Annotated in this window: 24 protein-coding genes; 13 read left to right on the plus strand and 11 right to left on the minus strand. The window is 69.4% G+C overall.

Features of this window, described 5'->3' with window-relative positions; all coding sequences use genetic code 11:
* Window positions 1-109 precede the first annotated feature (109 nt).
* From cobJ to ACWF99_RS10300, 3 genes are read right to left on the minus strand one after another with little or no spacing between them, the layout of a single operon-like run.
* Window positions 110-1,696: a precorrin-3B C(17)-methyltransferase gene (cobJ, locus tag ACWF99_RS10290; RefSeq protein ID WP_452535964.1), complete on the minus strand. Its 1,587-nt coding sequence runs from the start codon at window positions 1,694-1,696 to the stop codon at window positions 110-112.
* A gap of 5 nt (window positions 1,697-1,701) precedes the next feature.
* Window positions 1,702-2,337, minus strand: coding sequence for a precorrin-8X methylmutase (locus ACWF99_RS10295; RefSeq protein WP_378627499.1), 636 nt, complete (start codon window positions 2,335-2,337; stop codon window positions 1,702-1,704).
* 43 nt (window positions 2,338-2,380) lie between these two features.
* Entirely contained in the window at window positions 2,381-2,818 is a 438-nt protein-coding gene (locus ACWF99_RS10300; RefSeq protein WP_056809834.1) for an Lrp/AsnC family transcriptional regulator, read from the minus strand.
* Between the two features lie 131 nt (window positions 2,819-2,949).
* Between ACWF99_RS10300 and ddaH the strand changes: the two genes are divergently transcribed.
* Window positions 2,950-3,813, plus strand: coding sequence for a dimethylargininase (gene ddaH, locus ACWF99_RS10305; protein ID WP_452535658.1), 864 nt, complete (start codon window positions 2,950-2,952; stop codon window positions 3,811-3,813).
* A gap of 35 nt (window positions 3,814-3,848) precedes the next feature.
* On the plus strand, window positions 3,849-5,057 hold the full coding sequence (locus ACWF99_RS10310; RefSeq protein WP_378627504.1) for a low temperature requirement protein A: 1,209 nt from the start codon (window positions 3,849-3,851) through the stop codon (window positions 5,055-5,057).
* Between the two features lie 100 nt (window positions 5,058-5,157).
* On the opposite strand, the gene ACWF99_RS10315 is transcribed toward ACWF99_RS10310, so the two are convergent.
* Together ACWF99_RS10315 and cobG are read right to left on the minus strand one after the other, a co-directional pair.
* Window positions 5,158-6,249 (minus strand): RNA ligase (ATP), encoded by a 1,092-nt coding sequence (locus ACWF99_RS10315; RefSeq protein WP_452535659.1) that lies wholly within the window; start codon window positions 6,247-6,249, stop codon window positions 5,158-5,160.
* Between the two features lie 81 nt (window positions 6,250-6,330).
* Entirely contained in the window at window positions 6,331-7,614 is a 1,284-nt protein-coding gene (gene cobG / locus ACWF99_RS10320) for a precorrin-3B synthase (protein ID WP_452535660.1), read from the minus strand.
* Between the two features lie 204 nt (window positions 7,615-7,818).
* Here cobG and ACWF99_RS10325 point away from each other — a divergent pair, with 204 nt between their 5' ends.
* From ACWF99_RS10325 to ACWF99_RS10345, 5 genes are all read left to right on the plus strand, one after another.
* The gene (locus tag ACWF99_RS10325) at window positions 7,819-8,493 is read left to right on the plus strand and encodes a hypothetical protein (RefSeq protein WP_452535661.1); all 675 of its coding nucleotides are present in this window, start codon (window positions 7,819-7,821) and stop codon (window positions 8,491-8,493) included.
* A 33-nt stretch (window positions 8,494-8,526) separates the two neighbouring features.
* On the plus strand, window positions 8,527-9,912 hold the full coding sequence (locus ACWF99_RS10330; RefSeq protein WP_452535662.1) for a DNA polymerase III subunit beta family protein: 1,386 nt from the start codon (window positions 8,527-8,529) through the stop codon (window positions 9,910-9,912).
* Window positions 9,909-10,391, plus strand: coding sequence for a hypothetical protein (locus ACWF99_RS10335; RefSeq protein ID WP_378627512.1), 483 nt, complete (start codon window positions 9,909-9,911; stop codon window positions 10,389-10,391). Before ACWF99_RS10330 ends, ACWF99_RS10335 begins: the two co-directional genes overlap by 4 nt.
* A 272-nt stretch (window positions 10,392-10,663) precedes the next feature.
* Window positions 10,664-14,326, plus strand: coding sequence for a cobaltochelatase subunit CobN (cobN, locus tag ACWF99_RS10340; protein ID WP_452535663.1), 3,663 nt, complete (start codon window positions 10,664-10,666; stop codon window positions 14,324-14,326).
* 91 nt (window positions 14,327-14,417) lie between these two features.
* Entirely contained in the window at window positions 14,418-15,272 is an 855-nt protein-coding gene (locus ACWF99_RS10345; RefSeq protein ID WP_452535664.1) for an acyl-CoA thioesterase domain-containing protein, read from the plus strand.
* Between the two features lie 82 nt (window positions 15,273-15,354).
* Here the strand turns inward: ACWF99_RS10345 and ACWF99_RS10350 are convergent, their stop codons facing one another.
* On the minus strand, window positions 15,355-15,810 hold the full coding sequence (locus ACWF99_RS10350; RefSeq protein WP_378627515.1) for a hypothetical protein: 456 nt from the start codon (window positions 15,808-15,810) through the stop codon (window positions 15,355-15,357).
* Window positions 15,811-15,943: 133 nt separating this feature from the next.
* Between ACWF99_RS10350 and ACWF99_RS10355 the strand changes: the two genes are divergently transcribed.
* Window positions 15,944-16,786: an NAD-dependent protein deacetylase gene (locus ACWF99_RS10355; protein ID WP_378627516.1), complete on the plus strand. Its 843-nt coding sequence runs from the start codon at window positions 15,944-15,946 to the stop codon at window positions 16,784-16,786.
* Window positions 16,787-17,023: 237 nt separating this feature from the next.
* Window positions 17,024-19,432, plus strand: coding sequence for an MFS transporter (locus tag ACWF99_RS10360; protein ID WP_378627517.1), 2,409 nt, complete (start codon window positions 17,024-17,026; stop codon window positions 19,430-19,432).
* A gap of 57 nt (window positions 19,433-19,489) precedes the next feature.
* On the opposite strand, the gene ACWF99_RS10365 is transcribed toward ACWF99_RS10360, so the two are convergent.
* Window positions 19,490-19,753: a helix-turn-helix domain-containing protein gene (locus ACWF99_RS10365; RefSeq protein WP_378627518.1), complete on the minus strand. Its 264-nt coding sequence runs from the start codon at window positions 19,751-19,753 to the stop codon at window positions 19,490-19,492.
* Between the two features lie 119 nt (window positions 19,754-19,872).
* Between ACWF99_RS10365 and ACWF99_RS10370 the strand changes: the two genes are divergently transcribed.
* Together ACWF99_RS10370 and map are read left to right on the plus strand one after the other, a co-directional pair.
* Complete coding sequence (locus ACWF99_RS10370) at window positions 19,873-20,688, plus strand: mycofactocin-coupled SDR family oxidoreductase (RefSeq protein WP_378627520.1); 816 nt, start codon at window positions 19,873-19,875, stop codon at window positions 20,686-20,688.
* A gap of 60 nt (window positions 20,689-20,748) precedes the next feature.
* Window positions 20,749-21,516 carry a type I methionyl aminopeptidase gene (gene map, locus ACWF99_RS10375; protein ID WP_378627521.1) on the plus strand — a complete coding sequence of 256 codons (768 nt, stop codon included), beginning with the start codon at window positions 20,749-20,751 and terminating at the stop codon, window positions 21,514-21,516.
* Window positions 21,517-21,555: 39 nt separating this feature from the next.
* Here the strand turns inward: map and ACWF99_RS10380 are convergent, their stop codons facing one another.
* Together ACWF99_RS10380 and ACWF99_RS10385 are read right to left on the minus strand one after the other, a co-directional pair.
* Window positions 21,556-22,320 (minus strand): 2-phosphosulfolactate phosphatase, encoded by a 765-nt coding sequence (locus tag ACWF99_RS10380; protein WP_378627523.1) that lies wholly within the window; start codon window positions 22,318-22,320, stop codon window positions 21,556-21,558.
* A gap of 90 nt (window positions 22,321-22,410) precedes the next feature.
* A complete protein-coding gene (locus ACWF99_RS10385) occupies window positions 22,411-23,199 on the minus strand; it encodes an AraC family transcriptional regulator (protein ID WP_452535665.1) in 789 nt (262 codons plus the stop codon).
* A gap of 55 nt (window positions 23,200-23,254) precedes the next feature.
* Between ACWF99_RS10385 and ACWF99_RS10390 the strand changes: the two genes are divergently transcribed.
* Window positions 23,255-23,824: a class I SAM-dependent methyltransferase gene (locus ACWF99_RS10390; RefSeq protein ID WP_452535666.1), complete on the plus strand. Its 570-nt coding sequence runs from the start codon at window positions 23,255-23,257 to the stop codon at window positions 23,822-23,824.
* 25 nt (window positions 23,825-23,849) lie between these two features.
* Here ACWF99_RS10390 and ACWF99_RS10395 read toward each other — a convergent pair whose 3' ends face one another.
* The gene (locus tag ACWF99_RS10395; protein WP_452535667.1) at window positions 23,850-24,779 is read right to left on the minus strand and encodes an SMP-30/gluconolactonase/LRE family protein; all 930 of its coding nucleotides are present in this window, start codon (window positions 24,777-24,779) and stop codon (window positions 23,850-23,852) included.
* Window positions 24,780-24,887: 108 nt separating this feature from the next.
* Complete coding sequence (locus tag ACWF99_RS10400) at window positions 24,888-25,601, minus strand: VOC family protein (RefSeq protein WP_378627529.1); 714 nt, start codon at window positions 25,599-25,601, stop codon at window positions 24,888-24,890.
* Between the two features lie 116 nt (window positions 25,602-25,717).
* Here ACWF99_RS10400 and ACWF99_RS10405 point away from each other — a divergent pair, with 116 nt between their 5' ends.
* Entirely contained in the window at window positions 25,718-26,098 is a 381-nt protein-coding gene (locus ACWF99_RS10405) for a PPOX class F420-dependent oxidoreductase (RefSeq protein ID WP_378627531.1), read from the plus strand.
* The last annotated feature ends 65 nt before the right edge of the window (window positions 26,099-26,163 follow it).

The following is a 26,163-nucleotide window of genomic DNA, read 5'->3' on the forward strand; positions in this document are numbered from 1 at the left end:
TCGGTCGACCATGGGGTCGCCAGGGTTGCCTGCGGTGCGGATTCGGTGCCCGCTCGGCCGGGGTGATGCGGGGTACCGACCGTGCGGTTTGTGTAGTGTCCGACGCGGATTACCGGCTTGCTGTCGACCCGTACCTACGCGAAGTAAAAACGCGGGTGCCTTCCGGCGTGTCGAACATGGTGGTGGTCGAGGATCCGATGATCAGCAGGGTGCGCATGTCGACCTCGTCGGGATCGAGCTCACCGAGCGTGATCACCCGGACGGATTCGGTCGGACCGCCGACATCGCGACCGAGCACCACCGGTGTGTGCGGCGGGCGGTGCTCGAGCAGGACCTCGCGCATGGCGCCCACCTGCCAGCGGCGCTGCGAGGAGGCCGGGTTGTAGATCGCGATGGCCATATCCGCCGCCGCGACCGCCGAAAGGCGTTGTGCGACGACATCCCACGGCTTGAGCCGATCCGACAGCGAGATCATCGCGTAGTCGTGCCCGAGCGGTGCGCCGACCCGGCTGGCCACCGCGTTGGCGGCCGTCAGGCCGGGCAGCACCCGCACCGGGACGTCCTTGAACTGAGGTTCGGCCGACACCTCGAGGACGGCGGCCGCCATCGCGAAAACGCCCGGATCGCCCGAGGACACCACTGCGACACGCGCGCCCCGCTTGGCCAGGTCCAGCGCCATCGCGGCGCGCTCGGATTCGACCTTGTTGTCGCTGGCGTGCCGACGCTGACCCGTCCGCTCGGGGACGCGATTGATGTAGGTGGTGTACCCGACGAGGTCTGTCGCCTCGGCCAACGCGGCAGTGACCTGCGGCGTCGTCCAGTCCGCGTCGCCGGGCCCGAGGCCGACGACGACGACCTCGCCCGGCGCATTCGCCGATTCGTCAGGAAGGCCAGTCGCCGCAGCCGCAGTGCCTGTGCGGTCGTCGGCGACGGTGGGCTGACGAACGCTGGTGCCGCGAGCGGGGATCACAGTGGTCGGCGTCGGACCCGGGACCAGGGTGATCGAGAAGTACGGCACGTCGGCCTCGTCGACGTCGGCCGCGGCGAGTACTCGCTGTCGAGTGCTGCTCGCGCGTTCGACGTAGTACGCGTCGGCCAACCGGCCGGAATCCGAGAGTGCCTGGCGCACACCGGGAAACATGCGTCCCAGCTTCATGATCGCCGCGGCGTCGGTCTCGCGCAGGCGCTCGGTCAGCTCCTCGACGGGCATGGTGCCGGGCAGCACCGTCAGCACTTGCTCACCCTCGACCAGCGGAGTTCCCAGCGCCGCGGAGGCCGCGCTCACCGAGGTGATGCCGGGGACGATCTCGGCGTCGAATCGATCGGCCAGCCGCCGGTGCATGTGCATGTAGGAGGAGTAGAACAGCGGATCACCGGCGGCGAGCAACGCGACGGTGCGCCCCGCGGCCAGATGGGTGGCCAGCCGCGCGGCCGCCTGCTCGTAGAACTCGTCGATCGCGCCCTGGTATCCGCCGGGATGATCGGTGGTCTCCACGGTGACCGGGTAGACGAGGTGCTCCTCGATCTGCCCGGCGCGCAGATACGGTTCCGCGATGGCGCGGGAGATACTGCGGCCGTGCTTGGCGCTGTGGAAGGCGACCACATCGGCTTCGGCGATGAGCCGGGCGGCCTTCACCGTCACCAGTTCCGGGTCGCCGGGACCGAGGCCGATGCCCCACAGTTTGCCGGTGCTGATCTCACTCACTCCTGTTCGCTCGCAATCGCATTCAGTGCCGACGCGGTGATCGCGCTGCCGCCGCGCCTGCCGCGGACGGTCAGATACTCGATCCCGCCGAAGTCGATCAGTGCCTGCTTGGATTCGGCGGCGCCGATGAACCCGACCGGGATGCCGATGATCGCCGCGGGTCGCGGCGCACCGGCATCGAGCATGTCGAGCAGGTGGAACAGCGCGGTCGGGGCGTTGCCGATGGCCACCACCGCGCCGTCGAGCTGGTCGCGCAGCAGCTCGAGCGCCGCCACCGAGCGTGTATTACCCAGTCGCGCGGCGAGTTCGGGCACGCGCGGGTCGGTCAGGTTGCACAGCACCGCGTTGTCGGCGGGCAGCCGCTTGCGGGTCACCCCCGAGGCGACCATATTGGCATCGCAGATGATCGGCTTCCCCGCGTGCAGCGCGGCGCGCGCGGCGGCGACCACACCGGCGGAGAAGGCGATGTCGGGGGCCAGGTCGACCTGCCCGCAGCCGTGGATCATCCGCACCGCCACCCGTTCCACATCGGCGGGGAAACCGGCGAGATCCGCCTCGGCGCGGATCGTCGCGAACGAGCGCCGATAGATCTCGGCCCCGTCGGTGAGGTAGCTGGCACGCACGTCGGACATGGCGACAACCCTAGAACCTGGGTCTGACGTGGTGTCCGGCGGCTCAGGTGCGGGGGCGTTCGAGAATGCGCGACATCACCAGCGAGCTGCGGGTGCGCCCGACGCGCGCGTTCTCCCTGATCCGCTCGACCGTCACCTCGATCTCGGCCATATCGGTGGCCATCACGTGCACGAGCGCGTCGGCCTCGCCCGCGATCGTCCACACCCCGACGACCTGTGGAATCGGTTCGAGGGTGCGGCGCAGCTCGGCCGGGGAGATGTTGTCGCGGTAGTAGACCTCGACGTAGGCCTCGGTTTTCCAGCCCAGCGCGGCCGGGTTGACCTGCGCGGTGAACCCGGTGATCTGTCCGCTCGCGACCATCTTGTCCACCCGCCGCTTCACCGCGGGCGCGGACAACCCGACCACCGAACCGATCTCCTGGAACGAGGCGCGGGCGTGGACGAGCAGCTCCGCGAGAATGCGCCGATCGATATCGTCCACGTCGCTCCTTCGCTGCGGCACGCAATGATTCCCCATTCTTACATCGAAATGCACAACGAATCGGTGTTCCGGACGCAATGGAACGGCGATTACGGTCGGTGAAACCGTCCGCGCTGCCACCAGGAGTCCTGATGACCGCCGCTAGCCCCCTTCGTGTCTCAGCACCCGCGCGGACCGCCTCCCCGCGCCGTTATGTGCTGTGCCGCCCCGACCATTTCGAGGTCACCTACGCGATCAATCCGTGGATGGATCCGGCCGCTCCGGTCGATCGGGCGCGCGCGCTCGCCCAGTGGGAGATCCTGCGCGCGACCCTCGAAGCACACGGGCACACCGTGGAAACGGTGCCCGGCGAACCCGGTCTGCCGGATATGGTCTTCGCCGCCAACAGCGGCATCGTGATCGGTGGACACGCGCTCTCGGCCCGGTTCGCCCACCCCGAACGCGCTGCCGAGGGGCCCGCTTTTCACCGGTGGTTCGCCGCACGGGAACTGCGGGCCCTGGCCGCCGCGGCCGAAACCAACGAGGGGGAGGGCGATTTCGCGTTCGCCGGACAGCGGATTCTGGCCGGTGTCGGGTTCCGCTGTTCGCTGTCCGCGCACGCGGAGGTGGAACGGTTCTTCGACGTGCCGGTGGTGTCGCTCGAGCTGGTCGACCCGCGCTTCTATCATCTCGACACCGCGCTGATGGTCCTCGACGACACCACCGTGGCCTACTACCCGGCCGCGTTCAGCCCGGCCGCTCGCGACGTGCTGACCGCGCTCTACCCCGACGCGATCCTCGCCGACGACAACGACGCGCTGTGCTTCGGCTTGAACGGACTCAGCGACGGCGAACACGTCTTCCTCGACCCCGGCGCCACCGGCCTCATCGCGCAGCTGCGTGCGCGGGGATTCGTCCCCGTTGCGCTGGATCTGTCCGAACTGCGTAAGGGCGGCGGCGGCGTGAAGTGCTGCGTGCTCGAGCTGCACACTCGCCGCGACACGATCGCGGGCTAGCCGGACCGCACCGCCACCGCCCACATACTGGGCCGATGGCACACCCCGAGCACAGCACCGAGGAGCGGCGCGCGAGCTGGACCGAGCTGTTCTTCGACCTGGTCGCCGTGGCGGGTATCGGCCAGCTCACCCACCTGTTGCACCGCGGCCCCTCGCTGGGTGAGTTCGGGCTGTATGTGGTGCTGTACCTGGCCTTCTGGGTGGTGTGGGCCTGTGTCACCGTGTACAGCAACGTCGCGGGCGAGCAGGCGCGCACCACGATGGTGTTCGGGTGCATGTTCGGTCTGTGCGTGATGATGGCCGCCGTCGACGGTGCCCCCGACGAGCACATGAACGTCTTCGCCGCCATCTATGTGCTGGTGCGGGTGGCGTCGTCGTCGGCGTGGCAGCGTGGCCAGATCGTGGTGGACTGGCCGATCGCGCAGATCGGCGCGGGCACCGTGCCCTGGCTGGTGTCGCTGTGGGTGCCCGCACCGTGGAAGTTCGTGCTGTGGGCGGTGGGGCTCGCGATCGACCTGTGGATCATGTTCGCCATCGACTCGGAACGGCTGATGGTCGACGCCGAACGGCGGGTGCGGGCCCGGGTGCGCCGCGGCGGCGGTCGGCCACCACGCGGCGGGCCGGGTCGACGCTCGCGCGAGATGACGCCACCGAAACTGCAAGCGCTGCACGCCGATGCGCCGCACCTGGGGGAACGGCTCGGCCAGTATCTGATCATCGTGCTGGGTGAAGGGGTGATCTCGGTGATCGCGGCGGTGTCGGCGGAGGAATGGACCGTCGCGGTGTGCGTCATCGGGGCGGGATCGTTCCTGTGCCTGATCGCGATGTGGGCGCTGACCTTGCGCTACGGGTTCGTGCCGCGCCTGATGGGAGAGGCGTCGGGCGCTGTCGGTATGCCCTATCAGCGGGTGATGGCCGTGCACTGCGCGATCAGTGGTGCGATCGCGACGGTCGCCGCGGGGTTGGGTCTGGTGGCGGCGCACCCGTCGGGTCATCTGCCCGCCGGGCTCGGCTGGGTGCTCGGTGGCGGTGCCGCCGCCTTCTTCCTGGTGTGCGGCCTCGGTGGGGTGCGCAGCGCCGGGGCAGGGTGGTTGCTGCGGTGGCCGGTGCCGTGCCTGGTGGCGGCGCTCGCGCTCGGTGGGGCGGCGCCGCACATCGGTGGGGTGTGGTTGGTGCTCGGCGTGCTGGTCACCCTCGCCGCCGCGGTGGTCTCGGAGACACTGCGCTCAGCGCGTCCGGCGTAGTCGGCGCGGAATCTGCTGAATGCCGCGCTACGCGTGCACTGTCCCCGTGATCGAGAAGAAATCCGATCGTCGATGGGCAGTGCACGCGTAGCGCCGTGGTTCACTCGTACTCGGTGCCGCCGTCGCGCAACAGGTACGCCTCGGAGACGATCTTGCCGATCGCCCGGCCACCGAGAATCGGCGACGGGCGTTCGGCGGCAGCCCGCACCACCAGGCCCTCGCGGATGTTGGCGCCCGCGCCGCTGACGGTTTCGGTGCCCTCGGCCAACTCCATGAGCAACTCGGCGTCGTAGGCGCCCTCGTAGAGGACCGGCACGCGCGAGACGGTGAGGCCGAGATCGTCGAGCAGGGCGCTGATCTCGTGATGGTCGAGCCAGCGGACCGGCGCCGCGCCCGCGTCCACCGCGATGTCGAACAGCCCGAAGCCGAGCGACTCGTCGTGCGCGGCGGACGCGCCGTAGTGCAGGTCCTGCACGCCCGCGCCGTACACCTCGCCGAACAGGCCGATGCGGTCCGCGTCGAGCGCGGCGGCGAGTTTGCGAGCGGCTTCGTCGAGCCCGTGGGCGCGCATGGCGCGCCAGTACAGGTTGCCGTCGGCCTCGGTCAGCGACAGCGACCGACCACCGACACCCTTGGACGACACCAGGATTCGGTCGCCGTCACGCACATGGGTGAGCAGGCAGGCGGTGCCGTGGATCTTCTCGGTCGCCACCACCGGCTCCCCGGCGGTGAAGATGTCGGGAAACCGCTTGATGTTCTCGACGTCGACCCACCGCAGCAGATCCGGCGCCGACTCGACCTGTCCCGACATCGAGACCGGTACCGGCGGAACCCATTTCACGATCCTCAGCGACTCGGCGAAGTCGGTCCGCTCGATCGCGGCGGCCGCGAGATCCGCTCCGTCCAGCGCGGCCGGGGTGCACACGATGCCCTGCGACAGCTCACCACGCAACCGGACCGCCTTCACCCGATTGCGCAGCGAGCCCGCGAGTTTCCCGGTCAGGCCGAGCTCGGCGATCAGCTCCTCGGGCAGCACCGACTGTTCCGGAATGTAGATCGCGTGATCCCCGGTCGCGAACTGGCCCTTGGCGACCACGGCCCGGTACAGCCCCACCTGGGCCAGCTCGAGCCGATCGGCATTCGGATGTGGCACGACAACGAGCCGCTCGGCCGTCACCTGCAGTGTGGACATGGGAACCCCCTCGTAGTGAGAAGGCAAGGGTACGAAACGATTCCGCGACCGTCGATCGAGTTTCGCTCGGCCGGGGTGGGGTCAGGACGTGGTGGTCGCGTCGTCGGTGTCGACGCGATAGCCGTGATCGGTGGCGACGACATCGGTCACGGGACCGCGTGGGCGACCGCAGCGTCGATCGCACCCGGACCAGTGCTGGCGACCCGCCACGGTGACGGATTCGGCCGGAACGAGTTCCTTCGTGGGCAGCCGCTGCTCGGAGGTCTCGGTGGCGGTGCCGTTCTCGGGATCGGCCGATACGGCGGTGGTCGACCGCCCGAGTCCGGCCGCCTCGGGGAGAACGCGATCGGATTCGATGGCGGCGGCCAGGTCGGCGCGGACATCGGTGTGCGATTTCGCGCAGCCGGGTTGCCCGGCGCATGCGCTGACCTGCAACCACGGGGAATTCGCATCGAAGATCAGACCCATCGGCGCGAGCACGCGCACCACAGTTTCGGCGGGCCCCTCGTCGAGGTCGGTGATCACCAGGCTGCGCCAGGGGGTGACGAAGACGGGCCGTTCGACAGCGGCGAGGAATTCGGTCGTCCTGGCCGACAACGTACCCAGTGGTACCCCGGCGCCGAGCGTGACGCGGCCGTCCTCCTGATCGAGCCAGCCGATCGGAACAGCGTGTGTCGCACCGAGTTCGAGAGGTTCGCCGACGGGAGAGCGGTCGAGCGTCTCGACCACCGATTCGACCCCGCCCGGAATCTCGTGCAACCGCCACTGCCCCGACTCGCTGGTTCCCCGCAGATCGAGAAAGCCGCGCGCCGCGTCGAGCATCACGTCGACCGCTTCGCCCGCGGTGACCCGAAGCCCGGTGTCGGCGCCCGCCAGCAGCAGCGCGAACTCGTCGGCGCCCACCGCCTGAACGCCGATGTCACCGCGCAGCGTGCTCACATCACCGCGTCCGTCGTCGAGGGTGAACAGCACGCGTCCCGGCAGCTGCGCCAGCTGCGGATCGCCGCGCAATCCGGCGTCGAGGTCGATCGCGAGCCCGTGCACGTCCGCGAACCCGCCGACTCGCCCGGACAGCGGTGAGGCCACGATATTGCGCACCCGCTCGTGGGTCTCGCTGGGCAGCAGACCCGCCTCGTCCAGCCGTTGCGCGAGTTCGGAGGCGTCCCGGACCTGCCGCAGCTGGATATTTCCCCGCGAGGTCAGCTCGAGGTTCCCGTTGCCCAGGTCGCGCGCCGCGTCGGCCAATGCCTGCAACTGCGCCGATGTCAACCGCCCGCCCGGCACGCGGATCCGCGCCAACGGCCCGTCGGCAGCTTGATGCAACCGCAGAACCCCTGGGCAAGAATCGGGCGCGCTCCTGGTCATGATGCTCAAGCCTACGACGCACCCGCTACGCCCCGTACCTCAGCGTGATGGGCCGCCGCTCACTCCACCCTGCGGTGCGGTCGACCGGCCGCGCGGCCCGGCGGATGTGACGAGGCCGTCTCGCGTGACACTGCGATTCGCGGGTAGTCGCTAGGGTGAGTGGCGGATCCTTCGCCAGCCGAGTACCGACAGGAGAGTCGCCGCATGCTGCGTGAATTCGTGGACAAGCGTGTCGTTCCCGCGCTCGACAGGGTCGCGCAGGCGCAAGCGCCGGTGATGCACCGCTACGTCGACTGGCTGGGCCGCAGACACCCGCAGGACGCGCCGGTGGAGATCGTGCAGCGGCTCTCGCGCCAGTACCTGGTGGTCGTCACCGCCAGCGGGGTCACGGTGGGGCTCACCGCCGCGGTGCCGGGGGTGGGCACGGTGCTCGGCCTGGCCGCGACCGGAGTGGACACCCTCGTGTTCCTCGAGGCGTCCTCGGTGCTGTCCGTCGGCGCCGCCGCGGCGTACGGCCTCGATCCCGACGATTCGCGGCAAGCGCGTCTGGTGTCGAAGGTCGTGCTCGGCGACGCGGGCACCAAGGTGCTCGACGAGACCGCGGGCCACAAGACGGGCCAGTGGCTCTCGGTCGTCACCGACCACATCCCCGGTCTGGCGAGCATGCCCGACTCCCCGGCCAAGCGGTTCATCGTCAACTACCTGGTCAAACGCACACTGCTGCTGTTCGGCACCCTGATTCCGGCGGGTATCGGTGCGGTGATCGGTGGCGTCGGCAACAACGCCCTCGGTCAGCTGGTGGTCGCGAACGTGTACCGCAATCTCGGCACGGGTTCCCCGGAGATGGTCGCCGCGGGCACCGACCGATCGACGACTTGACCTTCGACTCACTCGAACCCCGATCATGAACCGGTGCCCGACACCGAGCTGATCACCATCGGAGCCTTCGCCCGCGCCTGCGGCCTGAGCGCCAGTGCCCTGCGCTTCTACGCGGACGCCGGCATCCTCGCCCCTGCCGTCGTCGACGCGGTCACCGGCTACCGCTACTACGCCCCGGAGCAGTCCGCTCCCGCCCGCCTTCTGCGTCACCTGCGCGCGATGGACATGCCACTACCCGCGGTGACCGCCCTGCTCGCCGAACCCGACCCCGCCCGTGCGCTCGTCCTCCTCGACGAGCATCTCGCCGACCTGGACCGGCACCAGGGCGAGATCCGCGCCGCCGCCGCGGCCGCCCTCGGCGCCCTCCTGTCCACCCACGGATCGGCGTCCGCATCCGGTGGGAGCGGGCACCGCGACCAGATCTCGGTGCCGACCGGTGATCGAGGCAGTACTCGATCGCCGCTCGTGCGAAACCCGGAGTCGGAGCAAGGTCTGCCGGGAACGCGCGACGACGTCTGGGTGCGCGGACCGGTGCTGGCGGCGGCGATCGACCAGGTCGCGACGGCCACCGTCGCCGATCCGGATCTGGCGGTACTCGACACGATGCTGTTCGAGACCGACGGGCACCAGCTGATCCTCACCGCGACGGATCGCTACCGCCTGGCGACCCGCACCGTCCGCCCCACCCGCGTCGGTGCCGCGGTCTGGGACGCGACGGTGGACGTCGACGACCTCCGTGCGGCCGCGTCCTGGTTGCGTCGCCGGCACGCCGTCGCGATCCGCCCCCATCGCGACAGCATCGAATTCCGCATGGCCACAACGGATTCAGTCGACCGAGACCGCGCCGACGGAGACGGCGAGCCGCCGACGCGCCACGCCGCCCAGCCGGACGACACCCGCCGCTGCTGCCGCCGCTCGACCCACGACTTCCCCGACTACCGAGCGATGCTGGCCGCGCTCGCCCCGGTGCGCACCCGAGTCGTGCTCACTCGTGCGGCGCTGCTCGACGCCATGGAACACGCCGACTCGCCCACCGTGGTCCTGCACACGACCGCCACCGGCACCGTATCCGTGACGGCCTCCAGCTCGTGGAGGGAGCACGCCTCACCGACAGTCACCGCCTCGCCAGGCGGCCGTATCGCGCACGAGAGTTCGAGCGCCGCGGCCGCTGCGTGCCAGGCACCGGAACCGGGTGCGGCGCGGCACATCCCGCAGGCCAGGGCCACCGGCCCTGCCATGACGATCCATTTCGCCGTCACCACCCTCTACCCGGCCGTCGCCACCGCCGTCGGGCCCGACGTGATGCTCGACCTCATCGCCCCCGACCAACCTGTTCTGATCCGCTCCGCCGACGACGGCGACCTGTCGACCCTGGCCATGCCGTGCAGACCCGAACCCACCGAGGAGACCTCCCGATGACCACCGCCGACCCGATCATGGACCGAATCACCCAGGGGGTCAACGACTTCCGCATCGGCGACGCCGAACGTGCCCGCACGACTCTGCTCGAGGTCTGGGCCGAGGTGGGCCCCGCCGGTGACCCGCTGCACCGCTGCACCCTCGCCCACTACCTGGCCGACGTCTACGACGACCCGGCCGAAGCCCTGGTCTGGGACGTTCGCGCCCTCGACGCCGCCGACGCCCTCACCGACACCCGCCTGAACGACCACCACGCGGGCCTCCAGGTCGCCGGCTTCTACCCCTCGCTGCACCTCAATCTCGCCGACAACTTCCGCCGCCTCGGCGCGTTCCCCGCCGCCACCCGGCACCTCGACGCCGCCCGCGAACGCCTGGACATCCTTCCGGACGACGACTACGGCGCAGTGATCCGCGGCGTCGTCGCCGAGCTCGCCGTGTCCATCGCGGCCGAAGACACCACCCGGCGGCCCACCCATTGACGACAGCGACCGGCTGAGCACCGCCTCGCGGATCGAGATCATCAGGCAGTGGCGCGGAGCCCTCGCGCCATCGCCTGCTGATCGATTGTCCAGCGGCGGGGAGCGGGCTGGAAAGTTGCGGGCGGGACAGGCCCAGTAGCATCGACTTGCTCGGCGGGCGTCGAGGAAACCGGTGGAAATCCGGTGCGGTCGCGCCACTGTGAACAGCCAGACCCTCCCCGGCGAGCACCGCATACCCCGATGGGCGCGTAACCCGAGGAAGGTCTCACCCTGTGATCCTGCTGCTGTCCACCTCCGACACCGACCTGCTGAGCGCCCGCGCGAGCGGCGCCGAGTACCGCTGGGGCAATCCCGCGCGGCTGCTCGTGGAGGATCTGCCGGAACTGCTCGACGGCGCTGATCTGGTGATCGTGCGAATCCTCGGTGGCAAGCGCGCCTGGGAAGAGGGTCTCGACGCGATCCGGGCGAGCGGCGTGCCGATGGTGGCGCTGGGTGGCGAGATCGCACCCGACGCCGAGCTGATGGAATGCTCGACGGTGCCGGTCGGTGTCGCGGCCGACGCGCACAACTACCTCGCCGCGGGCGGCGCCGAGAACCTGCTGCAGCTGCACAACTTCCTGTCCGACACGGTGTTGCTGACCGGGCACGGTTTCGAATCGCCCGCGCAGCTGCCCACCTGGGGCGAGCTCGACCGGTCCTCGCGGATCCTCGAACCGCACGCCCCGACTGTCGCCGTGGTCTACTACCGCGCCCAGCATCTCGCGGGCAACACCGCCTACATCGAGGCGCTGTGCAAGGCGATCGAGGCCAAGGGCGCTCGCCCGCTCCCGGTCTACGCGGCCTCGCTGCGCACCGCCGAACCCGAACTCCTCAGCCTGCTCGGTCGTGCCGACGCCCTCGTGGTGACGGTCCTCGCGGCGGGTGGCAGCAAGCCCGCGACCGCCTCGGCCGGCGGTGACGACGAGGCCTGGGACGTGGCCGCGCTCGCCGCGCTGGACGTGCCGATCCTGCAGGGCCTGTGCCTGACCAGCGGGCGCGCGCAATGGGAAGCCAACGACGACGGCCTGTCGCCGCTCGACGTCGCGACCCAGGTCGCGGTGCCCGAATTCGACGGCCGCATCATCACGGTGCCGTTCTCCTTCAAGGAGTTCGACGCCGACGGTCTGTCCGCCTATGTTCCCGACGCCGAACGGTGTGCCCGCGTGGCGGGGATCGCCGTCCGGCACGCCCGCCTGCGCCACATCCCGGCCGCGGACAAGCGGATCGCGATCATGCTCTCGGCGTACCCGACCAAGCACGCCCGCATCGGCAATGCCGTCGGTCTCGACACCCCGGCCAGCGCGATCCGCCTGCTCACCGAATTGCGCGCCGCCGGTTACGATCTCGGCGATATCGACGAGATCCCCGGCCTGGTGGAACGAGACGGCGACGCGCTGATCCACGCCCTGATCGCGGCGGGCGGTCAGGACCCGGAGTGGTTGAGCGCGGAACAGCTGGAGGGCAACCCGATTCGCATCGGCGCCGCCACCTACACCCGCTGGTTCGAGTCACTGCCCGAAGACCTGCGCGAGGCCGTCGTCGAGGCGTGGGGGCCGCCGCCGGGCGAACTCTACGTCGACCGGTCGGCCGATCCCAAGGGCGAGATCGTCATCGCCGCACTGCGTTTCGGCAATGTGGTGCTGATGGTGCAGCCGCCTCGCGGGTTCGGGGAGAACCCCGTCGCGATCTACCACGATCCCGATCTGCCCCCGAGTCACCACTATCTCGCCGCCTACCGCTGGCTGTCCGCGCCCGACGGTTTCGGCGCCGACGCGATGGTGCACCTGGGCAAGCACGGCAACCTGGAGTGGCTGCCCGGCAAGACCCTCGGCATGTCCGCCTCCTGCGGTACCGACGCGGCGCTGGGCGATCTGCCGCTGATCTACCCGTTCCTGGTCAACGATCCCGGCGAGGGCACCCAGGCCAAGCGTCGCGCCCACGCCACCCTCGTCGACCATTTGATCCCGCCGATGGCGCGCGCTGAAACCTATGGCGACATCTCCCGCCTGGAGCAGTTGCTCGACGAGCACGCCAACATCTCCGCCCTCGATCCCGCCAAACTGCCCGCCATCCGCCAGCAGATCTGGACGCTGATGCGCGCGGCCGAGATGGACCACGACCTCGGTCTCGCCGAACGCCCCGAAGAGGACGTCTTCGACGACATGCTCCTGCACGTCGACGGCTGGTTGTGCGAGATCAAGGACGTCCAGATCCGCGACGGCCTGCACATCCTGAGCCAGGCTCCCGAGGGGGAGATGGAACTCGACCTGGTACTGGCCATGCTGCGTGCCCGTCAGCTGTGGGGTGGCGAGCAGAATGTGCCCGGCCTGCGAGAGGCGCTGGGGCTCAGTGAATCCGGCGACGAGGCCCGCGTTCGCGTGGATGTGGTCGAGGCCCGTGCTCGCGAACTGCTCGGTGCGTTGCAGGCGACGGACTGGTCGGTCGACGCGGTCGAGCAGCTGGTCGCGGACTTCGAGACCGCGATCCTGGACGGGCACCGCGCCGCGGCGTCGAGCACGAACCTCGCCGTGGTGGTCGCCGACGCCGAGCGGCTGGACCAGGTCGCCACCATCTTGCGGTTCGCCGCCACCGAGGTCGTGCCGCGCCTGCGTGAGACCAGCATCGAGATCCCGCGTGTGCTGCATGCGCTCAACGGCGGGTTCGTTCCGGCGGGCCCCAGCGGTTCCCCGTTGCGTGGTCTGATCAACGTGCTGCCGACCGGTCGCAACTTCTACTCGGTCGACCCCAAGGCCGTCCCGTCGCGGTTGGCCTGGGAAACCGGTCAGGCGATGGCGGAATCGCTGCTGGCCCGCTACCTGGCCGACCACGGCGAGTACCCGAAGTCGGTCGGGTTGTCGGTGTGGGGCACCTCGGCCATGCGCACCTCCGGCGACGACATCGCCGAAGTGTTCGCGCTGCTCGGTGTCCGGCCGGTGTGGGACGAGGCGAGCCGCCGCGTCACCTCGCTCGCGGTGATCGATCTCGAAGAACTCGGGCGCCCGCGCGTCGACGTCACGGTGCGCATCTCCGGGTTCTTCCGCGACGCCTTCCCGCACGTGCTGGCGCTGCTCGACGACGCGGTCCGCCTCGTCGCCGATCTCGACGAGCCCGCCGAGTCGAATTACATTCGCGCACACGCGCAATCGGACCTCGCCGAGCACGGTGACACCCGGCGCGCCACCACGCGCATCTTCGGGTCCAAGCCGGGTACCTACGGCGCCGGCCTGCTCCAGCTCATCGATTCCAAGAGCTGGCGCACCGACGACGACCTCGCGCAGGTCTACACCACCTGGGGCGGCTACGCCTACGGCCGCGATCTCGACGGCGCCCCCGCCGCCGACGACATGCGCACCGCGTACAAGCGCATCGCGGTCGCCGCCAAGAACACCGACACCCGCGAACACGACATCGCCGACTCCGACGACTACTTCCAGTACCACGGCGGCATGGTCGCGACCGTTCGCGCGCTGACCGGCAAGAACCCCGAGGCCTACATCGGCGACTCGACCCGCCCCGATGCCGTGCGCACCCGCACGCTCTCGGAGGAGACCGCCCGCGTGTTCCGTGCGCGCGTGGTGAACCCGCGGTGGCTCGAGGCGATGCGCCGGCACGGGTACAAGGGCGCCTTCGAGATGGCCGCCACCGTCGACTACCTGTTCGGCTACGACGCCACCACCAATGTCGTCGCCGACTGGATGTACGAAAAGCTCTCCGAGAGTTACGTGTTCGACGACGTGAACCGCAAGTTCATGGAGCAGTCCAACCCGTGGGCGCTGCACGGCATCGCCGAACGGCTCCTGGAAGCCGCCGAGCGCAAGCTGTGGGAGCACCCCGAGCAGGAGACCTTGGACAAACTGCGGCAGGTCTACCTGGAAACCGAGGGTGAGCTGGAGTGACCGCACTTGCCGCAAAACTGCAACACGTTCTAGTGTGAGGCATGGTGTGCCGCGGCGATCCCGCCCGGCACCCGCGGAGGAAAGGGGCACGATGAGTACCTCCCCTGGCTATTTCACGCACGCGGACGGCGTCTACACGCCGATGCGGTACTCGCTGAGCCTGTGGTCGCCCAGCACGCTGTCCGGGCCGCCGGTGTGCGGGTTGATGGCGCGCGAGGTGGAGGCGGGTTACTGCGCCGACGGGTTCGCCCCGGCGCGGTTGACCGTCGACCTGCACCGTCCGGTGCCCGCCGTGCCGCTGACCATCGCCAGCGAACTGGTGCGCGACGGAAATCGGGTCCGCTCGGTGTCCATCGTCGTGCGCGCCGACGGCGAGATCGTCGCCCGCGGCAGCGCGCTCCTGCTGAAGCGTTCGACCCAGCCCCCGGGCGAGGTGTGGCGCCCTGACCGGGATCGGCCGCTGCCGCCGCCGAGCGTGCTGGCCACCATCGACCAGACGATGCACCTGTTCGGCAGTGACGGGCAGGGCTGGTCGATGAATATGACCGAACATCAGAACGACGCTCGCAAACGCAAGTGGGTGCGCAATATCCCGGTCGTCGCGGGGGAGCCGTCGTCGCCGTTCTGCTACGCGGCGATGACCGGCGAGCAGACCAGCCTGGTCACCAACTGGGGCACCGAGGGCATCGGTTTCATCAACACCGATGTGTCGATCACGTTCTCGCGCATGCCCGTCGGCGACGAGATGGGCCTCGAGGCGGAGAGCCACCTCAGCGACGACGGGATCGCGGCGGGCGCGGCGGTGCTCTACGACGAGCAGGGCGCGTTCGGCATCTGCACGACGACCGCGCTGGCCAACGAACGCAGGCAGATCCGCGGCGATGTCATCGACGAGCTGTCGGAGTCGTTCGTGGCGGACGCGATCGGGCAGCCGCAGGTCCGGTGAACGCCACCGCGACCGTCGCCGCGCACAGGATCGTGCCGGTCGTCGTGGTGGCGAGCAGGTAGCCCGGCGCGATCGTCGCCGGCTATGCGGAGATCAGGGTCACGATGAGTTCGTCGGCGATCGACTCGGCCTTCACCATGCCGGTGCCCAGGTAGAGGGTTGCCGCGCGGGGGCGGCCGTCGGCCAGCGGTACGACCGAGACCGCGTCGACGCGGCGGCCCGCGAGCTCGTCGTAGGGTGACTCGTCGGTGACGTCGAAGGCGGTGTACTTGCCGGAGTTGGCGACGTATTCGATGTTCACCGGGTCGACCAGCGGCTCGAACGGGTCGCGCCACGGTGCGCCGCCGATGCGCAGTTCCGCACCGTCGACGCCGGCGTCGAAGAGCAGGGTCGAACCGTTGTGGAAGGTGAATTCGATCGGGCCCTCGGTGCGGTCGATCTCGTCGCCCAGGACATAGAACATCCGGCGGACGGCGACGATGGTCCCGTCGACCGCGGCATTGAGCGCGGTGCGGCCGTGCTCATCGGTGTCGGACATAGGTTTTCCTCTGCAGCGGTCGATGCCGGGCGGATGAAACATCATGTCGCCGCGCGCCCACCACACGCAACTCGGCCCCGGCGTGTTCGTCCCGCGCACGACGCGCCGCCGCCCCGCTCGTAGAGTGGAACCCATGGTGGACCACGACACCACCGACGCGGTGGCGCGCGCGGCCGAGTTGCTGCGCGGGCGCCGCACTGTGGTGATCTCCGGCGCCGGGCTGAGCACCGACAGCGGGATTCCCGATTACCGTGGTCCCGGCTCGCCGCCGCGCACGCCGATGACCTATCAGCAGTTCGTCGGTGACCCGGTGTTTCGGCAGCGGTATTGGGCGCGTAACCACATCGGCTGGCGGCGGATGGACGCTGCCCGGCCCAACCCCGGTCATCGCGCTGTCGCGCGGCTCGAGCGGGCGGGCGTGGTGTCGGGAGTGATCACCCAGAACGTGGACCTGCTGCACATGAAGGCGGGGGCGCGTCAGGTGATCGATCTGCACGGAACGTACGCGCGAGTGCGTTGCCTGCGGTGCGAGAATCTGATCTCCCGAATGACCCTCGCGCAACACCTCGAGGCGGCCAATCCCGGTTTCGCGGAAAATGTTTCGGCGGGCGCCACCGGTATCGAAGTGGCACCCGACGCGGACGCCGTGGTGACCGATACCGATCGATTCCGGATGGTCGATTGCCTGGCATGCGGCGGAATGCTCAAACCCGACATCGTGTATTTCGGCGAGAATGTGCCGCCGGACCGGGTGGCAGCCGCTTTCGGCATGGTCGAACGAGCGCAGGCGATACTGGTGGCCGGTTCCTCGCTGACGGTGATGTCGGGCCTGCGATTCGTGCGCAGAGCCGCGAAAAGCGGTGTGCCAGTGGTGATCGTGAATCGTGGACGTACCCGCGGCGACGATCTCGCCACCCTTCGGATCGACGCGGGCTGTTCGGAAACTCTGTGCGCGCTGGCCGAACTCGGCTGCTGAATTCCCGCATGCCGAACTGACAGTTCACTGCCCCGCGGCCTATCGTTTCCGTGTGAAATGAACGGTAACTTGATCCCTCGGTGAAGGCGGCGAATCCGACGTGGGTAAGCTCTGCGCACCAGTGCATGAAGAGTTCCACCCGCGGCGCAATGTTTTCCTCGCAGCGGGGTTGTCGGCCCTCGTGTGGGCCGAATGATCGACCCCCACTTGCCAGCCGATCAGAACCAGGGCTTTTCCATGACCGATACCGTCGTTGCCGAATCACGCCTCACGCACCGCCAGACACTCACCATTCTGTCCGGGCTGCTACTGGGGGTGTTCCTCGCCGCGCTCGACCAGAACATCGTCAGCGTCGCCATCGTCCGGATCGCGAACAGTCTCGACGGGTTCGACGAACAGGCATGGGCGACAACGGCATACCTGATCACCGCCACCGTCACCACGCCGCTCTACGGCAAGCTCGCCGACATCTACGGGCGCAAACCGTTCTATCTGCTGGCGATCGCCCTGTTCGTGATCGGTTCGGCCGCCTGCTGCTTCGCGACCACCATGTATCAGCTGGCCGGGTGCAGGGCCTTCCAGGGGCTGGGCGCGGGCGGGTTGATGTCGCTGGCGTTCACCATCGTCGGTGACATCGTGCCGCCGCGCGAACGGGTCCGCTACCAGGGGTATTTCCTCATGGTGTTCGGCATCGCGACAGTGCTCGGCCCGGTGGTCGGTGGCTTCCTGTCCGACTACGAGAGCCTCGGTGGCATCGAGGGCTGGCGCTGGGTGTTCCTGGTGAACGTGCCCGTCGGGGTGCTGGCGTTCCTCGTGGTCGCGAAGGTGCTGAACGTGGGGCACACCCGCCAGCGCAGCCGGATCGACTGGTTCGGCGCGATCACCCTCATCGTGGGTGTGGTGCCGCTGCTGATCGTGGCCGAGCAGGGTCGGATCTGGGGATGGACCGAGCCGAAATCGCTGCTCTGCTACGGCATCTGCGCGGGCGGTCTGCTGCTGTTCGTCCTGGTCGAATTCCTCATGAAGGACTCGGCGCTGATCCCGCTGCGGCTGTTCCGCAGCTCCACGTTCAGCATCGCGATCCTCGGCGGGTTCCTCGTGGGCGTCGCGATGTTCGGCGCGATCACGATGGTTCCGCAGTATCTGCAGGTCGTGCGTGGTTTCTCGCCGACCGAGGCGGGGCTGCTGATGTTGCCGCTGGTCCTCGGGATCATGGTGGGCGCGCAGATCTCGGGGCTGATCACGAAAGCCACCGGGCGCTACAAGGTGCTGCCGGTCCTCGGCGCGCTGATCCTGGCGATCGGGTGCGCGCTGTTCGCCAGGATCACCTACGACGGTCCGCTGTGGCAGCCGCTGGCCTTCAGCGCGATCATGGGTTTCGGGCTCGGCGGCTGCATGCAGACGCTGGTCATCGCCGCGCAGAACGCGGTCGGGCGCACCGAGATGGGTGTGTCGACCGCGGCGGCGACGTTCTTCCGCCAGCTCGGCGGGACCCTCGGGGTCGCGGTGTTCCTGACCGTGCTGTTCGACCGTCTGCCCGCGTCGATCCTGGAAGCCTTCGGAGGGAGTCTGCCGCCCGGATTCGACGGCGCGCGCCTCGAAGGGCTGTTGAGCGATACCAGCGGCATCGCCACGCTGCCCGACGAGTTGCGGATCCCGATCCTCGAAGGATTCACCGACTCGATGCACAGCGTGTTCCTGCTCGCCGCCGACCTCGCGGTGGTGGCCTGCCTGGTGCTGGTCTTCATGAAAGAGATTCCGCTGCAGGAGGATCCGGCGCCGGATGATCGGTCCGATGCCACCGCGCTGCGCGATGTGAGCCTGCACGACGCGCACGAGATGGCGGGCGAACTGCACCCCGTCGCCACCGGTCGGGTGATCGCGGGGCTGTTGCGACGCGACGACGCGCGCCCGGTACCCGCCGCGACGCTCACCCTGATCGATCAGCACGGGCATCAGGTGGCCCGCGGCAACGGCGACGCCGACGGCGCGTACGTGATCGAGGCGCCCCGGCCGGGCAACTATGTACTCATCGCCGCGGCGGCCGGTCATCAGCCCGAAGCGGTGAGCGTGTCGATCGGGGAGCGCGCCCAGCACGTCGACCTGATGCTCACCGGCGCGGGTGAACTCACCGGGATCGTGCGATCGGCACGGCGCGGCGAACCGCTCTGGGGCGCCACGATCACGCTGACCGATCCCGAGGGCGAGGTGGTGGGCGCGGCGATCACCGGCGAAGACGGCACCTACGTGTGCCGCGACGTCGTGAGCGGTACCTACACCCTGGTCGCGGTCGCCGATCACATGCGGCCGGCGGCAGTCGCGCTGACCGTGCCGGAGACGGGCTCGCTGCATCGCGACATCGACCTCGAACCGATGGCCATCCTCCTCGGCTCGGCGTGGGTGGACGGCGACCGCCCCGTCCCCGACGTGCAGATCACGGTCCTGGACTCGGGTGGCGATCCGGCAGCGACGGCCCGTACCGACGAGAAGGGGCGATACCTGGTGCCGGACCTGCCGGAGGGGGAGTACACGGTGGTCGCCCGCGGCTACCCGCCCGTCGCGAGTCAGGTATCGGTGACCCGCGGCGAGATCACCCATGATGTGACGCTGGGATACGAGAACGAGGAGTCGATGAACCGCCGGTAGGCGGGTCGAGCGCAGCATCGGGCAGTGTGCGCGGCGTGCAGCGCAGGCCGTCGCCGATCAGGCGGACTCGGCGACCTGTTCGTCGCGGTAGGACTCGGCCAGCTCGGTCAGGGGAATCGAGAGGGCCTCGGCCAGGCCGACGACCGTGCCGAAGGCCGGTGAGGGCAGCCGTCCCGACTCGATCTTGCGCAGCGTCTCCGGGGAAATACCCGCTCGCAGGGCCACCTCGGCGAGGTCGCGGTCGCCGCGAGCGGTGCGCAGGCGGCGGCCGAGACGGCGGCCTGCTTCGACCTGCGCGGGGCTGAGCGGGAGTCGGACCATGCGACCGATGGTATGTCCTCGGGAACGCGATGGCCAAGCTGAGTAGGGATCTCCGTTTTCGCCTCGCCCGGGCGGTGGCGGTGGTAGGTGTCAGGGGAGGACATCGAAGTTCGAAAGGTATGGGTATGACACGACGGTTCGAGGGCAAGGTCGTTTTCGTGACGGGAGCGGCGCGCGGGCAGGGCAGGGCGGAGGCGGTGCGTTTCGCCGAGGAGGGTGCCGACGTGATCGCGATCGACGCGTGCGCGGAGTTCGCCAGCACCAGCTACGCGGGCGCGACGGAGGCGGATCTGGCCGAGACCGTGAAGCTCGTCGAAGCGGCGGGCGGCAAGATCGTCGCGAGCAAGGTCGATGTGCGCGATTTCGACGGGCTGTCCGCGGCGCTGGCGGCGGGCATCGAGCAGCTGGGCAGACTCGATGTGGTGGTGGCCAACGCGGGCATCTGTTCGGCGGCGATGTCGTGGGAGATCACCGCCGAGCAGTGGCAGGAGACCATCGACGTCAACCTGACGGGCGTCTTCCATACCGCGAAAGCCGCTGTGCCCCACCTGATCGCGCAGGGCGAGGGTGGCGCGATGGTGTTCACCAGTTCGGTGGCGGGTCTGAAGGGTACGCCGTTCACCGGCCACTATGTCGCGACCAAGCACGCGATCACGGGTCTGGCCAAGACGATGGCGAACGAGCTCGGCGCGCACCGGATCCGGGTGAACACCGTCCATCCCGCGGGCGTGGCGAGCGGCATGCAGATCAACGAGATGGGCCCGCTGTTCGAGGAGTACGGTGCCACTCTCGCACCCATCTTCATGAACGCCCTGCCCAGCCACATCTGTCAGCCCGAGGAGATCGCGGCGACCGTGGCCTGGTTGTGCTCGTACGAGGCGAGCCAGATCACCGGTGCGCAGATTCCGGTGGACATGGGCAACCTGAACCGCTGATTTTGGTATTTTTATACCGGCGCGGCTAGTGTCGGTATGAAAATACCAATTGGAGGCGTGATGGTGGAGCTGAAATCACCCGCGGAGATCGAGCGCATGCGGGTGACCGGCCGGTTCGTCGCCGACGTGCTGGCCGGGGTGCGCGACCGCGCGGCGGTCGGGGTGAACCTGCTCGAACTGGAAGCGTATGTGCGGGAACGGATTCGCGAGCGCGGGGCCGTGTCGTGCTACTGGGACTACTCGCCGTCGTTCGGACGCGGGCCGTTCCGCAATACGGTGTGTCTGGCCGTGAACGATGCTGTGCTGCACGGGCTTCCGCACGACTACGTCTTGCGCGACGGTGACCTGCTGACGGCCGATCTGGCCGTGTCGATCGACGGCTGGGTCGCCGACTCGGCGATCTCGTTCATCGTCGGTACCCCCTCGCCCGCGGACCAGCGACTGGTCCGGGCCACGGAAGAGGCCCTGACCGCCGGCATCGCGGCCGCACAACCCGACAACCGGATCGGCGATATCTCCGCCGCGATCGCGAACGTCGCTCGCGGGTACGGATACCCGGTCAATACCGAGTTCGGCGGGCACGGGCTCGGACGGACGATGCACGAGGATCCCCATATCGCCAACGACGGCAGGGCCGGGCGCGGGTTCCGGCTGCGGCCCGGTCTCACGGTGGCCATCGAGCCGTGGTTCGCGGCGAGCACGGCGAAGGTCTACACCGACGCCGACGGATGGACCATCCGCTCGGCCGACGGCTCCCGCTGCGCGCACAGCGAGCACACCATCGCCGTCACCGCCGACGGCCCACGGATCCTCACTTCCCAAGACTGATCGATCGGCCCCGGACGCGCCGAAGCTCGCGGGCCCTTGCTAGCGGGGTCGGCGGTCGACGAAGGCGTCGCCGGTGAGAACCGGGACGGTGGTGTCGGCGTCGCGTTCGATCGCGATGGCCACATCCTCGGCGAAGCCGATCGCGGCGAGTTCGCGGCCGGACGCGCATTCCGTGATCAGCGCGCCCACGTCGGCTGTCGTCTCGAATGCTGCCGCAGCCGTGTGTGTTTCGGGGGACGGAGTAGTGATTCCGCGATCGATCAGCGCGGCGGCGAGCGCACCGGCACCGAGCCAGTCCTCGAGCGCGGGCCGCACGGTGTCGGTGCCCGGCCAGTGCTCGCCTGCCGCGATGATCGCGATCGGTCGATCGGGAGTGCCCCAGTGCTGGGCGACGAGCCAGTCGGCGACCGCGCTGACATTGCGCAGGCAGGCGGCGACGACCGGCGTCTCCTCGACAGCGGCGGCGATGGTGGAACCGTTGGGCGAGGGCAGCACCAGGCGTGGCGTGAACGGCGCGCGCCGGATCGCCGCCGGCGACAGCGACCAGGGACCGGCCTCCCGCCGTCCGACGGCCAGTGCGGCGGCATTCTCCGCGGCGAAGGACCGCGCCGACTCGTCACGCCACCGATACGGGTACACCGCGGTACCCGCGGCGGTAGCGACGGACACCGACGTCGTGAACGACAACACGTCGATCACCACCAGACACCCGGCCCCGGGCCCGAGTACCGCCGCGCCGGTTCGCCCCCACTCCACCCGAATCCCGAATCCGTCCTGCCGTGCCCACTGCGGTGCCGATCGCACGCTGACCTCCCGATAGCCGAATCCGCCAGTCCACCACGGCGGTCGACGATGCGCCACCGCTGGCCTCACCACGCGTGAAACCCCGGCCGATCAGGACGGCCGATTGCCACCGGAGCCGGCGAAATACTGTCCCGGCGACGTGCCGACGGCCCGCCGGAACGCCGCCACATACGCGCTCGCGCTGCGATAGCCGACCCGGGCGGCGATGCGGGTCACCGGTACACCGTCGGCCAGCGGGGTGAGCGAGGCCGCCAGGCGGATCTGGGTCCGCCATTGTGCGAAGGTCAGGCCGGTCTCGGTGCGGAACGCGCGAGCCAGGGTGCGCGAGCTGGCCGCGGCGTGCCTGCCCAGTTCGGCGAGGGTGCGGTCGTCGGCGGGATTGTCGAGCAGGACCTCGGCGACCACGCGTGCACGGGGGTCGCTCGGCAGTGGCGCGCCGACCGGAATGACCTCGACCGGCTCGAGCAGATCGAACACCATCGCTTCGGCCCGCGTCCGTCCGTCGTCTGTCAGCTGCCGTGATGTCATGTGGTCGAAGAGTTCTCGCAGGAGCGGGGAGACACTCAGCAGCATGGGACCGGGAAACAGTGCCGGGCACCGGTCGGGTTCGACGAAGATGCCGCGCATATCGGCCCCGGCCGTCGTTCCGGTGCGATGCGCGACGCCGCCGGGGATCCACAGGGCTCTGGTCGGCGGGAGCACCCAGTGGTTGGCGCCGATGTCGATCCCGATGACTCCTCTGCCCGCCCAGGCGATCTGATGCTGGGGGTGGCGGTGCTCATCGAACCAGTATCCGGCGGGCAGGATTCCCGCGCCGAGCACCATGGCCGTCGGACCGGTGTCCGCGGCCAGCAGCAGGTCATGTCCGTTCTGCGACATAGTCTGTCAGCGTAGTGACTGTCAGCCACGGCCCCCGGCTTCTACCGTCGTAGCTATGGCGATGAATTACTGGCACAGGCTGTTGTGCAGGTCCACGGCGTGGGAATGGGTGACGGCGACGAAGATCGTGCCGTGGGTGATGCGCGACATCGACCTCGGGGCGTCCGCGTTGGAGATCGGCCCCGGTTTCGGCGCGAACATAGCGCCACTGCGCGACCGCGCGGCCTCGCTCACCGGTCTGGAAATCGACCCCGTGCTGGCCGCGCGCCTGCGCACCCGGTTCGCGCGGGATCTGCGGGTGGTCGACGGTGACGCGACCGCGATGCCGTTGCCGGACAAGGAGTTCGACTCCGTGGTCTGGTTCACGGTGCTGCACCACGTCCCCTCACCCGCACAGCAGGACGACCTGTTCGCCGAAGCGCTGCGGGTGTTGCGACCCGGCGGGGTGTTCGCCGGGTCGGACGGACTCGACAGTCCGCTGTTCCGGCTCCAGCATGTGGGTGACACGTGCGTACCGGTCCCGGCGGACACGCTCGCCGACCGGCTGGCGGTCGCGGGATTCACGGGCATCGACGTGGAAACCGGCCTCGGAATGTTCCGGTTCCGGGCCGAGCGGCCCCGCTGACCCTTCGCTCGGAGCTTGCTCGTGCTCAGCGCAGGAACGACGGAGTGAGGTCGATACCGGGTGGTGGCCGCAGGCGGCGGAGTGTGCCGTCGATGCTGGTGACATAGAGCGACCACGCTCCGGTGGTGAGGTCGGGGGCCAGGCGGGCCGAGGTGGGCCCGATCGGTGGTGGGCTGGGGAGCGAGCCCCTGGGAGTCGTCCAGCCGGTGGCGAGCGTGCACCAGGCGCCGGTGGCCGGGTCGACCTGGTAGACGCTGCCGGAGTAGTCGCCGGTGACGAAGGCGAGCCCGGCGGCGGTGACATCGAGGTCGTCCAGTCCGGGCAGGAGACCGTCGTTCACGGTGGCGATGGGAGTGGGCAGGTCGGGGGCGTCGAGGGGGACGCGCACGAGCTGGGAGGTGAGGACGTCCTCGGTGATGACCGCCCGGTGGTCGGGGGTGAGAGCGAGGCCGTTGGGGCGGGGGACAGGGGACCAGGCGAGGGTGAATTCGCCGGTGGCGGGGCGGTAGCGGCTGATGCCGACCGGGGGCCAGGGAACGGAGAGCTGGGAGATGAGCAGGTCGCCGTCGGGCAGCAGCAGTAATCCGTTGGGCTGCACCAGGTTCGGGAGCACAACGGTGACGTCGCCGGTGGCCGTGTCGAGTCGGCTGAGGGTGCCGCCGCCGTTCGGTGTGGTGCCGTCACCGGTGACGAAGTAGAGATCGCCGCCGATCAGCCGCAGTCCGGCGGGATTGTCGAGGCCGGTGCGGATCGTGGTGACCCGGCCGTCGGCGGCGACGTGCAGGATCTCCCCACGGACGATGCCGCTGACGTAGAAGCCGCCGCGGCCGTCGTATTCGAGGTTCTCCAGTCCGCCGAGATCGGCCGCCAGCACGTCGATGTGCCAGCCGTCGGCGCACGACGGCGCACCTGCGTGCGCCGTACCGGGCGGGCCCACCCCGAGGGCGGCAGCCACCGTGACTGCTGTTGCCAGACAACGGATCAGCCGCCCACGGGTGGTGCTTTCATGCCATCGACCTCGCATAGCCGAAGCCTACTGGCCGAGCGCCCCGATGGCCCGGGTTCAGTCGGTCGCGGTGAGCAACGCGGTGAGGAGATCGGAGGCCTCGGCGGCGATCGCCGTGCGCTCCTCGGTGGTCAACTCGACCGAGTCGAGTTCGGACTTCCAGTGCGCGACCCGGTCGGTGTCCGCGGCGACGACGGCGAGTTCGGCGAGCGCGGCATAGGCACGGGCCCGCTCGAGCGCGCTCGCGGCGGCGCCGAAACGGCGCAAGCCCGCCTCCAGGGCTCGGGTCGCCGCGCGGTCGTCGTTCTTGAAATCGCGCAGGATGCGGGCATTGTCGAGCACCCGGGCCAGCCCCTCCAGCGTGCGCGAGCCACCGTACTCGAGTTCCGTGGGCTCGTCGCGCTGGATCACCAGGACGGTGTTGCCGACCGGGTCGACCAGGGAGAACCGGGACTGGCCCGGCCGGAATCGGGTGATCCGCGGACAGCCCTTGCTCGGGATCTTGCCGTAGTGCGCGCGCAGTGCGGCCGTGTACTCGGCATGACGGGCGGCGACGTCGTCGACCATCACCAGCGCGCCCGCATGCTCCACCGGCAGTTCGATGCCCGGTGGCGCGGGTGCGAAATGCAGGGCGCAGCCGTGTTGTTCGATCGCGCCGTACACGTAGGGGCGGGTTTGCTCATGGGTGACGGTGTAGCCGAGCGCCCGGTAGAACTCGAGGGTGCTCGGCAGGTCGCCGCTCCAGAGCAGGGGCACCGCGGTATCGGTCATCGTCGGCCTTTCGCCAGAGAGTCGATTCGCCCCAGAGGTTACGAACAGTTTCGCGAAAGCGCCCGTACTCTTTTTGCCGCTCGGCCGCGGATCGCCGCGCCCACTAGGCTGTGGGCATGACGAACCGCCTCGGCGAACTGGCGACCGCGAATTACGTACTGCTCACCACCTTCCGCAAGGACGGCACGCCCGTGGGAACACCCGTCTGGGCGGTGGCTCGCGACGACAAGCTGTTCGTCTGGACGGTCACCGACAGCTGGAAGGTCAAGCGCGTCCGGCGCAACCCCGAGGTGACGGTGCAACCCTGCAACGTGCGCGGGGATGCGCACGGCGACATCGTGACCGGCACCGCACGGCTGCTCGACGCGGCCGAGACCGACGAACTCCGCTCGGTGCTGCGCAAGAAGTACTGGCTGACCGGCCCGCTCGTGATTCTCGGCAGCAATCTGCGCCGGGGCAAGGCGGGCACGATCGGCATCGAGATCACGCCTTCCTGATTTGCGTCGATCCGATATGTAGAACCGCCGGTATCGGATACTGTGAGTCTTCGGCAGCACTTCCG

Source organism: Nocardia sp. NPDC055002, assembly GCF_053608825.1.